We start from the raw sequence: 12,883 nt of genomic DNA, 5'->3' as shown, positions 1-12,883 counted from the left end.
TGAGTCAGGCCGCCGCGCCCACCCGGTACTTCACGAACGCGGGGATGGCGAACGCCGCCACCGCCACGCCCACGATCACCAGCACGCCGCCGCCCGCCGCCGCGGCCGCGGTCCCCACCAGGAACGCGGCCGCGCCGTGCAGGACGTCGCCCACCCGCGGCCCGCCCGCGACCACCACGATGAAGACGCCCTGGAGCCGACCGCGCATGTCGTCGGTGGCGACGGACTGCAGCATCGCGCTCCGGAACGCCGCGGAGATCATGTCCGCCCCGCCGCCGAGGGCGAGGAACCCCAGCGCCGCGTACAGCGCCCAGCCCCGTTCCCCGACCGTGGCCAGCGCGATCGACACGCCGAACCCGATCATCGCGACGCCCCACACGACGATGCAGGCGATCACGGCGACGCCCTGCCGTCGGACCCGCGGGAGCCAGCCCGAGAACACCCCGCCCAGCACCGCCCCGGCCGAGAGCGACGCGAACAGCAGGCCCAGCACCAGCCCACCCTCCGCGGGATCGCCGAACGTCTCGGTGGCCACCTCCGGGAACAGCGCGCGGGGCATACCGAAGACCATCGCCACGATGTCGACGACGAACGACGCCAACAGCACCTTCTGGGTGGCGAGATAGGCGAAGCCGGCGATCACCTCCCGCAGGCCCGCACGTCGGACGTCGCCGGTGGGCGGGATGGGCGGCAGCCGCAGCACCGCCCACAGCGTCACGGCCAGCGCGAGCGTGTCGATCAGGTAGAGCGTCGGCAGGCCGAACGCGGGAATGAGCGCGCCCGCCAGCATCGGGCCCGCGATGGCCCCGAAGTTGAAGACGGTCATGTTCAGCGAGTTGGCGGCAGGCAGGTCCTTCGCGTCGATCAGGCGCGGGATGATCGCACTGCGCGTGGGCTGATTGACCGCGAAGAAGCCCTGCTGCACGCCGAGGAGGACCAGGACGACCCAGACGTTGTTCGTCCCCAGGTGCGCCTGCAGCCACAGCAGGAACGACGTGGTGCCGACCCCGACCGTGGTGATGGCCAGCAGGGTTCGGCGGTCCATCACATCGGCCAGCGCGCCGCCCCAGAGACCGAACACGACGAGGGGCACCAGCGCGAAGGCGCCCGCCAACCCCACGTACGCGGAACTGGACGTGATCTGGAAGATCTGCTGCGGCACCGCGACCACCGACAGCTGCGCGCCGATGACGGTGACCACACCGGACGCCCACAACCGCCGGAAATCCCGGTTCCTCAGCGGCGTGGTGTCGGCGAGAACGCGACTCACGGCTGCAGGCGGACCACGGCGCCGTCCCGCGGCGTGACGCGTAACCGGTTGTGCAGCCGGTTGTTCCGGCCCTGCCAGAACTCCACCGTCTCGGCCGCGATCAGGTATCCACCCCAGTGCGGCGGAACGGGGACGTCGGCGCCCTCGAACCGCCGCGTCACCTCGGCGAGCTGCCGTTCCAGATCCGCGCGCGAGGCGATGGGCCGGGACTGCTCGGACGCCCACGCCCCCAGTTGCGAACCGCGGGGGCGCGTCGCCCAGTAGGCCGCCGTCTCCTCCGCGGACACCCGCGTCACCGACCCGCGCACGGTCACCTGCCGCTGGATCCCGATCCACGGGAACGTCGCCGACGCGACGGGACGACCCGCGAGGTGACCACCCTTCTCCGAGGTGTGGTTGGTGTAGAAGACGATGCCGTCGTCACGCATCTCCTTGCACAGCACCGTCCGCGTGGCGGGCCGTCCCTCCGCGTCCACCGTGCCCAGCACGATCGCGTTCGGCTCCGGCAGCTGCGCGTCGATCGCCTGCTGCAACCACGACCGCGCGAGTGCGAGCCACCCGTCGGCCAGATCCGCCTCGGTGACATCGGCGTCGCCGCCGTACGCGACGCGCATGTCGGCCAGGTCGACCCGCTCGGAATTCTCGTTCACTCGTCGGAAGGTACTCCCGGCGTCGGACATCGCCGGCGCAGCACTATGGTGCGATTCGACGGGCCGACCACCACGGCCCCCGCGCAGAAATCGAGGTCTCGCGATGGCTCCGACGGTGCCCGAGAACTTCTCCCCCGGACTCGAAGGCGTCGTCGCCTTCACCACCGACATCGCCGAGCCCGACAAGGACGGTGGCGCGCTGCGCTACCGCGGCGTCGACATCGAGGATCTCGTGTCCCGCGGCGTGACGTTCGGCAACGTGTGGGCGCTGTTGGTCGACGGTCGCTTCGGCCCCGGGCTGCCGCCCGCCGAGCCGTTCCCGCTGCCCATCCACACCGGCGACGTCCGCGTCGACGTCCAGGCCGGTCTCGCGATGCTGGCACCCATCTGGGGCTACGAGCCGCTGCTCGACATCGACGACGACACCGCGCGCGAGAACCTCGCCCGCGCCTCCGTCATGGCCCTGTCCTACGTCGCGCAGTCCGCCCGCGGCATCCACCAGCCCGCCGTTCCGCAGTCGCGGATCGATCAGTGCGCCACCGTCACCGAGCGATTCATGACCCGGTGGAAGGGCGACCCCGACCCCGCGCACACCGAGGCCGTCGACGCCTACTGGGTCTCCGCCGCCGAGCACGGCCTCAACGCCTCCACCTTCACCGCCCGGGTGATCGCGTCGACGGGCGCGGACGTCGCCGCGTCCCTGTCCGGCGCCATCGGTGCCATGTCCGGGCCCCTCCACGGCGGCGCCCCGGCCCGCGTGCTGCCGATGATCGAGGAGGTCGAACGCACCGACGACCCGCGCGGACTGGTCAAGGGCATCCTCGACCGCAAGGAGAAGCTGATGGGCTTCGGGCACCGGGTCTACCGCGCCGAGGACCCCCGCGCCCGCGTCCTGCGCGCCACCGCCCAGCGACTGAACGCCCCGCGCTTCGAGGTGGCCGCCGCGCTGGAGCAGGCCGCCCTCGCCGAGCTGCGCGAGCGGCGCCCGGACCGCGCCATCGAGACCAACGTCGAGTTCTGGGCGGCGGTCATCCTCGACTTCGCCGAGGTGCCCGCGCACATGATGCCCGCCATGTTCACCTGCGGCCGGACGGCCGGCTGGTGCGCGCACATCCTCGAGCAGAAGCGGTTGGGGCGGTTGGTGCGGCCCGCCGCGATCTACACCGGCCCCGAGCCCCGCTCCCCCGAGTCCGTGGAGGGGTGGGCCACCATCGCGTAGGGCCGGTGGCTCCCCGGTTGTGGTGGGGCGCCCCGGATCAGGGGTGCCCGACCGGAACCGGAGAGCCGTTCATCGAGTTCGAGGCGCGGGCAGTTCGGCGGCGAGCTCGAAAGCACGACGGATCCGGTCGGCCAGAGCATGGGGCGCCGCCAGATCCGCCCACACCCAGCGCACGACCACCCACCCGTGCGACCGCAGCAGGTCTTCTCGGCGCTTCTCCTCGAACAGCACCCGCCTCGGCGTACTCCCCGTCGGGACCAGCTCCGAGTACTTGACGAACCCGTCGAACTCACCGATGACGCCCGCGTCCCAGAGGAAGTCCGGTCTGGCGAGGAAGCGACCCGATTCGTCGTGCAGCGACACCTGCAACCGCGGCTGCGGGAACCCCATCGCGTGCAGCATCACCCGGCTGCGCGACTCACCGACGCTCCCACCGAGTCCGTCGAGGAACGTCACGGCCCGATTCGCTGCCCGCCGCCCCGAGCGGGAGCCGACCGCCACCGCGTCGTGCAGCTCGGCAGCCGTCACCGCGCCCGATCGCACGGCGGAGTCGCCGACGCAGACCGCCGCTTCGAACGACAAGGTCCGACAGAGGTCCGCCACGGTGCGTGCGACGGTCGTGACCGGGAGGCCGTCGACCGTCGTCACGTGGTGGTGGGGCAGCGCACCAGCATGGAGGTGCCGTCGCGTGGTGCGCTTGCCGCCGCGAGGGCGGTCGACGGTCGTGTGCACCAGCGTGAGGTCGGGATTCCACAGACCGAGACGGTGCACGACCGCCGCCGACTGATGACTGACCACCGCGCGGTCGCCCGTCACAGCGGCCCGGATGTCGTCGAGGTGCCTCTGCTCCGGAGACATCCCCTCCCGACGAGCGGTGTCGGCGTAGACACCGGGCCGAAGACGGACCAGGGTGCCGTCGCCGATTGCGCGCCTGATGCCGTCGTCGGTGGTGCCCAGAGCCAGCAGCTCCCGGCGCGTCCACAGCTCGCCGTCCCGTGTTCCCATGGACCCAGCCTGAGCCGCCGCGGTCGCGCGGCGGGCCCGCTCGACCCGACCTGTGGAACGGCTCCCCGGTTGTGGACCGGCGAACCCGATCGGAGGCGCCGGATCGCAACGGGGGCGCCGCTCGGGCGGGGCGGGGCGGACCGAACCGGGGCGGCGGACCTGCACCGACTACCCTGAGAGCGCCGGTACCGCCACGACCATAAGGACGCATCGACACATGGCCGAGAACCTGACCATTCCTGCCGACCTCAAGCCCGGTGACGGACGCTTCGGGTGCGGCCCGTCGAAGGTTCGCCCGGAGCAGCTGCAGTCGCTGGTCGACGCGGGGGCGTCGGTGTTCGGCACCAGCCACCGCCAGAAGCCGGTCAAGGACGTGGTGGGACGCGTGCGCGACGGCCTGCGCGAGCTGTTCGCCCTGCCCGACGGCTACGAGGTGGTGCTCGGCAACGGCGGCACGACGGCGTTCTGGGACGCGGCGGCGTTCGGCCTGATCCGCGAGAAGTCGCTGCACCTGACCAACGGCGAGTTCAGCAGCAAGTTCGCGTCGGTGGCCAAGGCCAACCCGTTCATCGGTGACCCGATCGTGGTGTCGGCGGAGCCGGGCAGTGCGCCCGAGCCGACGTCGGATCCGTCGGTCGACCTGATCGGCTGGGCCCACAACGAGACGTCGACGGGTGTGGCCATTCCGGTCTCGCGCCCCGCCGGGTCGGAGAACGCGCTGATCGCGATCGACGCGACGTCGGGTGCGGGCGGTCTGCCCGTGAAGGTCGCGGACTCGGACGTCTACTACTTCGCGCCGCAGAAGAACTTCGCCGCCGACGGTGGACTGTGGGTCGCGCTGATGAGCCCGGCCGCCCTGCAGCGGGTCGAGGAGATCGCCGGCAACGGACGCTGGGTGCCCGACTTCCTGTCGCTGCCCATCGCGATCGACAACAGCACCAAGAACCAGACCTACAACACCCCGGCGGTCGCGACGCTGCTGCTGTTCGCCGACCAGATCGAGTGGCTGAACGGCAAGGGCGGCCTGGACTGGGCCGTGCAGCGCACCGCCGACTCGTCCTCGCGGCTGTACGACTGGGCGGAGAAGTCCGAGTACGCGACGCCGTTCGTCACCGATCCGGCGCACCGCTCGCAGGTGGTCGGCACCATCGACTTCGACGAGAAGATCGACGCCGCCGCGGTGGCGAAGACGTTGCGCGCCAACGGCATCGTCGACACCGAGCCCTACCGCAAGTTGGGGCGCAACCAGCTGCGCGTGGGCATGTTCCCGGCGGTGGAGCCCGACGACGTCAGCGCCCTGACGGCCTGCATCGATCACGTGGTCTCCCACCTGTCCTGACGGGTCTGCGTGTCCCCCCGGCGGATGCACCGAGGTGCATTACAGTCGGGGGGAGGTGCAGTGCGAGGGCCCGAGCCGAAGGAGTGATCGTGCGAGAGATCCACGTGATCGGCTTGGCGTCCGACGGCAAGTTCATCGTGTGCGCCGATCCCTCCGGCGAGAAGTTCCGTCTCCCGGCCGACGAGAAGTTGCGTGCTGCCGCTCGCGGTGACGCCGCGCGACTCGGACAGATCGAGATCGAGATGGACTCTCTCATGCGACCGCGCGAGATCCAGGCGCGTATCCGGTCCGGCGCCTCCATCGAGCAGGTGGCCAAGGAATCCGGCATGCCGGCCTCGAAGATCGAGCGCTACGCCCACCCCGTGCTCCTCGAGCGTTCCCGCGCAGCCGAATTGGCCCAGCAGGGCCACCCGGTGCGCCCCGACGGACCGGCGGTGATGACCCTCCTCGAGATCGTGACGCAGGCCTTCCGGGGCCGCGGCCACACCATGGAGTCCGCCGAATGGGACGCCTGGCGAGACGAGGACGGTCACTGGATCGCCCAACTGACCTGGCCCGCGGGGCGGCACGTCAACACCGCGCACTGGCGGTTCCAGCCGGATGCGCACGGCGGGAGCGTCACTCCGCTCGACGACGCCGCCTCCGAACTCGTCGATCCCGACTTCGGCCGGCAACTCCGTGGTCTCGCCCCGGTGGCGGCCGTGCAGGATGCGCCGTCGCAGCAGACCCTGGACGACTACTACGGCGTCGACTCCGACAGCGACCGTGAGGACGCGGCGGTGCTGGACGCGGCGGCCGCCCCCGCCCCGAGCGAGGACGAGCCGGCCGACACGGACACGGCGGACGACACCGCCGAGGACGCATCCGACCGCGCCCCGCGCCCCAAGCCCGCACCCGCTCACCCCGCGGCGAAGGACAAACGGGGTAAGCCGTCGATGCCGTCGTGGGAAGATGTGTTGCTGGGAGTCCGCAGCAACGGTCGCTGACGCGCCGGAACATCGGACGACGAGGAAGGGGCGCCCGGTGGGGGTGGGTACAGCAGCGTTGTGGTTCGTCGATGCGGTGGATCCGAGTGCGATCCTGCGACCGGGGGTTCGGTCGAGTCACGACGCCGCGGCGGCCGTCGCTCGGCGCCTGCATCCCGGTCTCGAACCCGACCTGGTCGGCATGGCTCCGCTGACGGCGTTCGGGGTGGCGTCCGAGCCCGACCGCGTCCTGGTCGGCTGCTTTCCCGGGGTGACCGTGGTGTGTGCGGCGGAACCCGCCACCGTGCGTCCGTCGACCGTGTCCGAGACCTGGCGAACGCTGTCCCCTGCCCGCACGGTGTACCTGCTGGCCTCCGAACGCGAGCACGCCTGGGGTGCGTTCGCGCAGTGGACCGACGGCACGCTGCGCCGGTCCTTCAGCGCCGGGCCCACGTACATCTTCGAGGACGAGGGCCTGCCGCAACCGTGGGAGCGCCCCTTCTGGTCCGGTGAGCACCCACTGCGGTTCGACGGCGACTACCCGGATCCGCAGGCGTTGCCGTTCCATCCGCAGGAGTTCGCCGACGCGGCGGGTGCGCACTGGCTCGGTGTCCGCATGATCGGCGGCGCGCAGGACGGCGACGTCGATCCCACGTCGGTGCTGTTGTGCGACTTCGTGATGCGCGACCCGGCGGCACGCTCCGCGCCGAACTCGACGCCCGCGTCGTCGGGTACGCCGCCGACGACGGACGACCAGCCCAGGAAGCGCGGGCTGTTCCGACGGTTGGTGGGCTGACCTACCCGGTCCGCACGCGCTCGTAGAACGCCATCGCCGCGGCGGTCGCGACGTTGAGCGAGTCCGTTCCGGGCGCCATGGGGATGCGGGCCCGAACGTCGGTGGCGCGCATGGCATGTTCGGTCAGGCCGGGTCCCTCCGCGCCGAGGAGCAGGGCCACCTTCTCCCCCGTCATGGCCTCCGCGAGCGGCACGGCCTCCGGGTTCGGCGTCAGCGAGATCAACTGGAAGCCGGCGTCGCGCACCTGCGCGAGACCACGCGGCCAGTCCGGCACGGTGGCGTACGGCACGCGCAGCACGTGACCCATCGAGACGCGAACGGACCTGCGGTACAACGGATCCGCCGTCGCTCCGCCGAACAGCACGGCGTCGGCGCCGAGACCCGCGGCGTTCCGGAACATCGATCCGAGGTTCTCGTGATCGTTGACGCCCTCGAGCACGGCCACGGTCCGCGCCCCGTCGAGCACGGTCGCCAGGTCCAGTGGCGGCGGACGATGCGCCGCGGCGAGCACGCCCCGATTCAGGTGGAAGCCGACGGCCTCGGCCATGACCTCGGCGGTGGTGCGATAGAACGGCACGTCGACACCGTCCAGATCCTCCGCCAGTTCGGTCAGCCGCCGGTCCACCCCGAGCAGCGAGATCGGCTCGAAGCGGGACGCGAGGAGCCGCTGCACCACCAACACTCCCTCGGCGATGACGAGCCCCTTGCCGCCGGGCAGGTCCGGCCGCCGGTCCGAGGAGTTGAGATCCCGGAAGTCGTCGAGGCGGGGATCGGCGGGCGAGGTGATGTCGACGACGTGGACCACGACCGTATTGTCCCACCACCCGTCCCGCCGACCGCGTCCGCCCGATACTGTTCCGTCTCGATGACTACCGACGACGCGATCACCCTCCGCCTGGCCACCGAGGACGACTGGGACGCCATCGCGCTGCTCGATGCACACGCCTTCGGCGAGCACCAGAACAGCGAGGACATGGCGGAGACCAAGCTGCTCACCGCGTCGTCGGAGATCTTCCTGGCGTGCGACGGCGATCTGCCGGTCGGTGTCACCATGCACTTCCCCATGGACGTGACTGTTCCCGGCGGCACCACGCTGCCCGCGACGGGCGTGTCGTGGGTGTCGGTCGCGCCCACCCACCGTCGTCGCGGCATCCTGCGCCGGATGTTCACCGCGCAGCACGAGCGATTCGAGCAGGCCGGCAAGCCGCTGTCGGTGCTCACGGCCAGCGAGGCCACCATCTACGAGCGATTCGGATACGGCCCGGCGACGCAGGGCGTCACGTACTCGATCGACCGCCGGTTCGCCGCGTTCCGCCCCGATCTCCCGCCGCCCGTCGGCGCCCGTCTGGTGACCAGCGAGCAGGCCCGCGAACTGCTGCCCGACATCCATCGACGCTGGCAGCAACGCACGCCCGGCGCACAGCCGATGCCCGCCACCCGGTGGCAGCGCTTCTTCGCGGACCGCAAGAACGCCCGCGGCGGGTTCTCGAAGCTGTTCTTCGTGGTCCATCCCGACGGCTACGTGGCGTTCCGACGTGGCTACCGGGTGGGGACGGCGGGCGCGCAGGACGCGCGCATCGTCGACTTCCGGGCCGTGACCGACGAGGCCCGCTCGGCGTTGTGGCAGGTGCTGTGCGGCATCGACCTGGTGGAGACGTTCGAGGTGACCCTGCCGGTCGGCGATCCGCTGCTGACCCTGCTCACCGATCGGCGGGTGCCGCAGGTCCAATCGGTGAAGGACGGTCTCTGGGTGCGCCTGATGGACGTACCGGCGGCCCTGTCCGCGCGGACGTACGCCCTGGACACGGACCTCACCGTGGCCGTGAAGGACCCGTTCCTCCACGCCGGCGGCGTGTTCCGCATGGTCGTGCGCGACGGTCACGCCGAGGTGGTGCGCACCGACCGCGAGCCGGACGTCACCCTGTCCTCGTCGGTACTGGGCAGCCTCTATCTCGGGGCGCACCGCGCGCGGCAGTTCGCCGCGGCGAACCGCGTGCAGGCGACCAGCGAGCGGGCGCTGCACGAGTTCGATCTGACGTTCGGAACCCCGCGTCAGCCGGAGATCGGTTGGTTCTTCTGATCCGGTGCGGTCACCGGGTCCCCTGACGTCCGGACCGTCGGAGCAGGAGGAGCCGTGGGAGCAGGCGCCGCCGCGCGCGTCCCGCGGGTGACGACGACGGCCGCCACGGTGCCGGCGACGACGGAGACGATGCCACCGAGGACCAGCGGTGCGCGGGGATCGAGGACGTCCGCGGCCCATCCGAGGATGGGACTGCCGATCGGGGTGCCGCCGAGGAAGCAGAGCATGTAGATGCCCATGACCCGTCCGCGCATGGCGGACGGGACGGTCGCCTGCAAAATGTTCATGGCCACGGTGGAGAACGTCAGCTGAACCAACCCCGCGGGGATCAGCAGGATTGCCACCGCCCAGAAGGCGGGGGCCAACCCCGCCGCGGTCTCGAACACGCCGAACACGATGGCCGAGGCGACGAAGAGGCGGAGTCCTGGCGTGCCACGTCGCCGCGCGGCGAGGGTGGCGCCGATGAGCGTTCCGACGGCGAGCACCGTCGAGAGCAGCCCGTAGGCGTCGGCGCCGCGGCCGAAGGTGTTGCGGGTGATCACCGACAGCGCGAGGGGGAAGTTGATGCCGAACGTCGACACGACGGACACGGTCGCGAGCACCACGCACAGATCACGTCGGCTCGCGACGTAGCGGAACCCCTCGCGCACCTGACCGGACTGTCGCGGTGCGCGGTCGACGCGGAAGAGCTCGCCGGTCCGCATGGCGGCGAGCCCGGCGAAGACGGCGGCGAAGGACACCGCGTTGGCCAGGAAGACCCACCCGGTGCCGACGGCGGTGATGGCGACGCCGGCGATGGCCGGGCCGACGATGCGGGCGAGATTGAACGTCATCGAGTTCAGACCGATGGCGTTGGGCAGGCGGTCCGGTCCGACCATCTCGATGGTGAAGGACTGGCGCACCGGGGCGTCGACGGCGGACGAGCACCCGAGCAGCAGGGCGAGCACGTAGACGTGCCAGAGTTCGACCACGCCGCCGACGTCGAGCAGACCCAGCACCAGACCGAACACGGCAGCGGCGGCCTGGGTACCCATGAGCAGCCGACGCTTGTCGTAGCGATCGGCCAGCACGCCGCCCCACACGGACAGCACCAGGGTGGGGCCGAACTGCAGGGCCATCACGATGCCGACGGCGATGGCGTTGCCGTCGGACAGCGTCAGGACCAACCAGTCCTGCGCGATGCGCTGCATCCACGTCCCGATGAGCGAGACGATCTGCCCCGACGCCCAGAGGCGGTAGTTCCGGGTGTGCAACGCGTCGAAGAGCGACGGGCGGTCGGTGGTCCCCGACGATCCCCGACGCAGGCGGAGTCGCGGAGATCGTTGCACTCCCTAAATATTACTCCGACTCGTTGACGATGGCCGACATGATGTCGACCGTCCGCCGCACCGCCGCGAGCTGTTCGGCGTCGAGTCCACGCAGTTGCTCGGTGAGCCAGGCCTCACGCGCGTTGATCTCGTCCTCGATGACCTGTCGACCGGCATCGGACAGCGACACGATGATCTGCCGACCGTCGGTGGGGTGGGGTATGCGGTCGACCAGACCCAGCTCGCCCAGCGAGGCCACCACCCGCGTCATCGACGGCGGCTGCACCCGTTCCTTCGCCGCGAGCGTGCCGGGGGTCATCGCCCCTTCCCGCCCGAGCGTCGCGAGCGCGGACAGCTGCGTCAAGGTCACCTGACTGGTGCGACGCCCCCGCAGGTGACGCGTCAGGCGCACCACGGCCAGGGAGAGGTCGCCGGCCAATTGGCGCAGTTCCTGAGGCATCGCAACAGAATAGCGGGACGGTCAGGCCAGAGCGTCGCGGATCGGCCCGACGGCGAAGTACAGGGCGAACAGCACGGCGACGATCGCCATGAGCGGGTGCACCGAGCGGATCTTCCCGCGCCCGATCGCGAGCACCACCCAGGTGACGAAACCGACGCCGATGCCGTTGGCGATGGAGTACGTGAACGGCATGACGACGATCGTGAGGAACGCGGGCAGGGCGATGTGGAACTGCGTGAAGTCGATGTCGGCGACCTGCCCGATCATCAGCGCGCCCACCACGACCAGCGCGGGCGCCGCCGCTTCGATCGGCACCACCGAGTAGAGCGGCGTGAGGAACATGGCCGCGAGGAACAGCACGCCGGTGACCACGTTGGCCAGCCCCGTGCGGGCCCCTTCCGCGATGCCCGACGCCGACTCGACGAAGACCGTGTTCGACGACGCCGATCCCGCACCGCCCGCGACCGCGCCGACGCCCTCGACGACGAGGGCCTTGCCGACACCCGGCAACGTGCCGTCCGCGTCGGTGAGACCGGCTTCCTTGCCGAGTCCGGTCATCGTGCCCATGGCGTCGAAGAAGTTGGCGAGCACCAGCGTGAACACCAGCAGGCTCGCGGCCAGCACCCCGATGCGCGTGAACGCGCCGAGAAGGTCGACCTCGCCCACCAGCGACAGGTCCGGCAGGTCGATCACCACGTCCGGCAGCTGCGGCACGCTGAGGTTCCATCCCTTGGGGTTCACCCCTGCCGACGCGCCGGTGTCGGTGACGGCCTCGATGATCGCGGCGACGACGGTGGTGACGACGATGCCGATGAGCAGACCGCCCCGCACCTTGCGCGCCACCAGGATGCCCATGAGCAGCACGCCGAAGACGAACGTCACCGTCGGCCACGACGCGATGGACCCGTCGATACCGAGCCCCACCGGCACGGTGGTCCCGGCGGCGTCGGGGATACGGCGGACGAAGCCTGCGTCGACCAGGCCGATGAGAGCGATGAACGCGCCGATGCCGGCGGCGATGGCCGCCTTGAGTTCGCGAGGAATGGCCTCGAACACCGCAGTGCGAAACCCGGTGAGGGCCAGGATCACGATGATGATGCCGTCGATGACCACCAGGCCCATCGCCTCGGGCCACGTGACCTGCGGCGCGATGGTGACGGCCAGCAAGGTGTTGATGCCGAGGCCCGCGGCGATGGCGAACGGATAGTTCGCGATGACACCGAACAGGATGCTCATGACGCCGGCGACCAGAGCGGTCACCGCCGCGACCTGCGGCACCGGAAGGATGTTTCCGAGCACGTCGGTCTTCGCCGCGGCGTCGTCGGCGGAGAAGCTGCCGAGGATCAGCGGATTGAGCACCACGATGTACGCCATCGCCACGAACGTGACGACGCCGCCGCGGATCTCCGCCGAGAGCGACGATCCTCGATCGGTGATCTTGAAATACGAATCGACGAAGGAGGTCGCTCGAGACATGGAGAGCAGAGTAGGGCACGAGTAGCGTTGCCGCCGTGTCGGTACCAGGTGACGGCCTCACTCCTCCGCCCGCGATGCCCGCCCGGTGGACGGACCCGGCGCCGGTGATCGGCGGGGGCACGGCGGCGTTCGCCGCGACGGCCGTCGCGGCCACCGTGGCCGACTGGTCGATCGCCCCGACAGCGTGGGCGGGAACGGTGTTGGGCGCCCTGGGTTTCGGGATGTTCGCCCTGCAGCGCCGGGCGGCTCGACGCGGCCGCCGGACCGCGCAGAAGGGGCTCGTTCCTCCGCCGGTGTGACCGGCCTCATGTGATCG

The 12,883-nt window shown here is 70.9% G+C and carries 13 protein-coding genes; 6 read left to right on the top strand and 7 right to left on the bottom strand.

Translation table 11 applies throughout. From position 1 onward, the window contains the following. Positions 1 to 4 precede the first annotated feature (4 nt). Together RC2_RS02705 and pdxH are read right to left on the bottom strand one after the other, a co-directional pair. Complete coding sequence (locus tag RC2_RS02705) at positions 5 to 1,270, bottom strand: MFS transporter (protein WP_068153480.1); 1,266 nt, start codon at positions 1,268 to 1,270, stop codon at positions 5 to 7. Further along, positions 1,267 to 1,884, bottom strand: a complete 618-nt coding sequence (gene pdxH / locus RC2_RS02700; protein WP_068153494.1) for a pyridoxamine 5'-phosphate oxidase — start codon at positions 1,882 to 1,884, stop codon at positions 1,267 to 1,269. Before pdxH ends, RC2_RS02705 begins: the two co-directional genes overlap by 4 nt. 139 nt (positions 1,885 to 2,023) lie before the next feature. Here pdxH and RC2_RS02695 point away from each other — a divergent pair, with 139 nt between their 5' ends. Then, entirely contained in the window at positions 2,024 to 3,139 is a 1,116-nt protein-coding gene (locus RC2_RS02695; RefSeq protein WP_068153483.1) for a citrate synthase 2, read from the top strand. A gap of 69 nt (positions 3,140 to 3,208) precedes the next feature. On the opposite strand, the gene RC2_RS02690 is transcribed toward RC2_RS02695, so the two are convergent. Further along, complete coding sequence (locus RC2_RS02690) at positions 3,209 to 4,144, bottom strand: type IV toxin-antitoxin system AbiEi family antitoxin domain-containing protein (protein ID WP_068153486.1); 936 nt, start codon at positions 4,142 to 4,144, stop codon at positions 3,209 to 3,211. 217 nt (positions 4,145 to 4,361) lie between these two features. Here RC2_RS02690 and serC point away from each other — a divergent pair, with 217 nt between their 5' ends. From serC to RC2_RS02675, 3 genes are all read left to right on the top strand, one after another. Then, positions 4,362 to 5,483, top strand: a complete 1,122-nt coding sequence (gene serC / locus RC2_RS02685) for a phosphoserine transaminase (RefSeq protein ID WP_068153202.1) — start codon at positions 4,362 to 4,364, stop codon at positions 5,481 to 5,483. Positions 5,484 to 5,572: 89 nt separating this feature from the next. After that, entirely contained in the window at positions 5,573 to 6,469 is an 897-nt protein-coding gene (sepH, locus tag RC2_RS02680) for a septation protein SepH (protein WP_174552282.1), read from the top strand. 37 nt (positions 6,470 to 6,506) lie between these two features. Beyond that, a complete protein-coding gene (locus RC2_RS02675) occupies positions 6,507 to 7,244 on the top strand; it encodes a DUF6928 family protein (RefSeq protein WP_072681012.1) in 738 nt (245 codons plus the stop codon). Between the two features lies 1 nt (position 7,245). Here the strand turns inward: RC2_RS02675 and RC2_RS02670 are convergent, their stop codons facing one another. Further along, positions 7,246 to 8,049 (bottom strand): TrmH family RNA methyltransferase, encoded by an 804-nt coding sequence (locus tag RC2_RS02670; protein WP_068153196.1) that lies wholly within the window; start codon positions 8,047 to 8,049, stop codon positions 7,246 to 7,248. Positions 8,050 to 8,109: 60 nt separating this feature from the next. On the opposite strand from RC2_RS02670, the gene RC2_RS02665 reads away from it, so the two are divergent. Continuing rightward, the gene (locus RC2_RS02665) at positions 8,110 to 9,324 is read left to right on the top strand and encodes a GNAT family N-acetyltransferase (protein WP_068153191.1); all 1,215 of its coding nucleotides are present in this window, start codon (positions 8,110 to 8,112) and stop codon (positions 9,322 to 9,324) included. On the opposite strand, the gene RC2_RS02660 is transcribed toward RC2_RS02665, so the two are convergent. Genes RC2_RS02660 through RC2_RS02650 form a run of 3 tightly spaced genes read right to left on the bottom strand, consistent with a single transcriptional unit; the run spans position 9,297 to position 12,567 of the window. Then, positions 9,297 to 10,628 carry an MFS transporter gene (locus RC2_RS02660; RefSeq protein ID WP_082895769.1) on the bottom strand — a complete coding sequence of 444 codons (1,332 nt, stop codon included), beginning with the start codon at positions 10,626 to 10,628 and terminating at the stop codon, positions 9,297 to 9,299. The genes RC2_RS02665 and RC2_RS02660 overlap by 28 nt on opposite strands. A gap of 34 nt (positions 10,629 to 10,662) precedes the next feature. Further along, complete coding sequence (locus RC2_RS02655; RefSeq protein WP_068153188.1) at positions 10,663 to 11,091, bottom strand: MarR family winged helix-turn-helix transcriptional regulator; 429 nt, start codon at positions 11,089 to 11,091, stop codon at positions 10,663 to 10,665. A 21-nt stretch (positions 11,092 to 11,112) separates the two neighbouring features. Beyond that, positions 11,113 to 12,567 (bottom strand): NCS2 family permease, encoded by a 1,455-nt coding sequence (locus RC2_RS02650; RefSeq protein ID WP_068153185.1) that lies wholly within the window; start codon positions 12,565 to 12,567, stop codon positions 11,113 to 11,115. Positions 12,568 to 12,602: 35 nt separating this feature from the next. On the opposite strand from RC2_RS02650, the gene RC2_RS02645 reads away from it, so the two are divergent. Further along, positions 12,603 to 12,866: a DUF2530 domain-containing protein gene (locus RC2_RS02645; RefSeq protein WP_308115871.1), complete on the top strand. Its 264-nt coding sequence runs from the start codon at positions 12,603 to 12,605 to the stop codon at positions 12,864 to 12,866. Positions 12,867 to 12,883: the final 17 nt, after the last annotated feature.

Origin of the sequence: Rhodococcoides corynebacterioides NBRC 14404, assembly GCF_001894765.1 — a bacterium.
GTDB lineage: Bacteria > Actinomycetota > Actinomycetes > Mycobacteriales > Mycobacteriaceae > Rhodococcoides > Rhodococcoides corynebacterioides.
This window is presented reverse-complemented; position numbering and strand designations above follow the sequence as displayed.

Coding starts and splice junctions, on each gene's coding strand:
- pdxH (WP_068153494.1), bottom strand. CDS start 1,884: ATGCGCGTCGCGTACGGCGGCGACGCCGATGTCACCGAGGCGGATCTG.
- RC2_RS02695 (WP_068153483.1), top strand. CDS start 2,024: ATGGCTCCGACGGTGCCCGAGAACTTCTCCCCCGGACTCGAAGGCGTC.
- RC2_RS02690 (WP_068153486.1), bottom strand. CDS start 4,144: ATGGGAACACGGGACGGCGAGCTGTGGACGCGCCGGGAGCTGCTGGCT.
- serC (WP_068153202.1), top strand. CDS start 4,362: ATGGCCGAGAACCTGACCATTCCTGCCGACCTCAAGCCCGGTGACGGA.
- RC2_RS02665 (WP_068153191.1), top strand. CDS start 8,110: ATGACTACCGACGACGCGATCACCCTCCGCCTGGCCACCGAGGACGAC.
- RC2_RS02655 (WP_068153188.1), bottom strand. CDS start 11,091: ATGCCTCAGGAACTGCGCCAATTGGCCGGCGACCTCTCCCTGGCCGTG.
- RC2_RS02650 (WP_068153185.1), bottom strand. CDS start 12,567: ATGTCTCGAGCGACCTCCTTCGTCGATTCGTATTTCAAGATCACCGAT.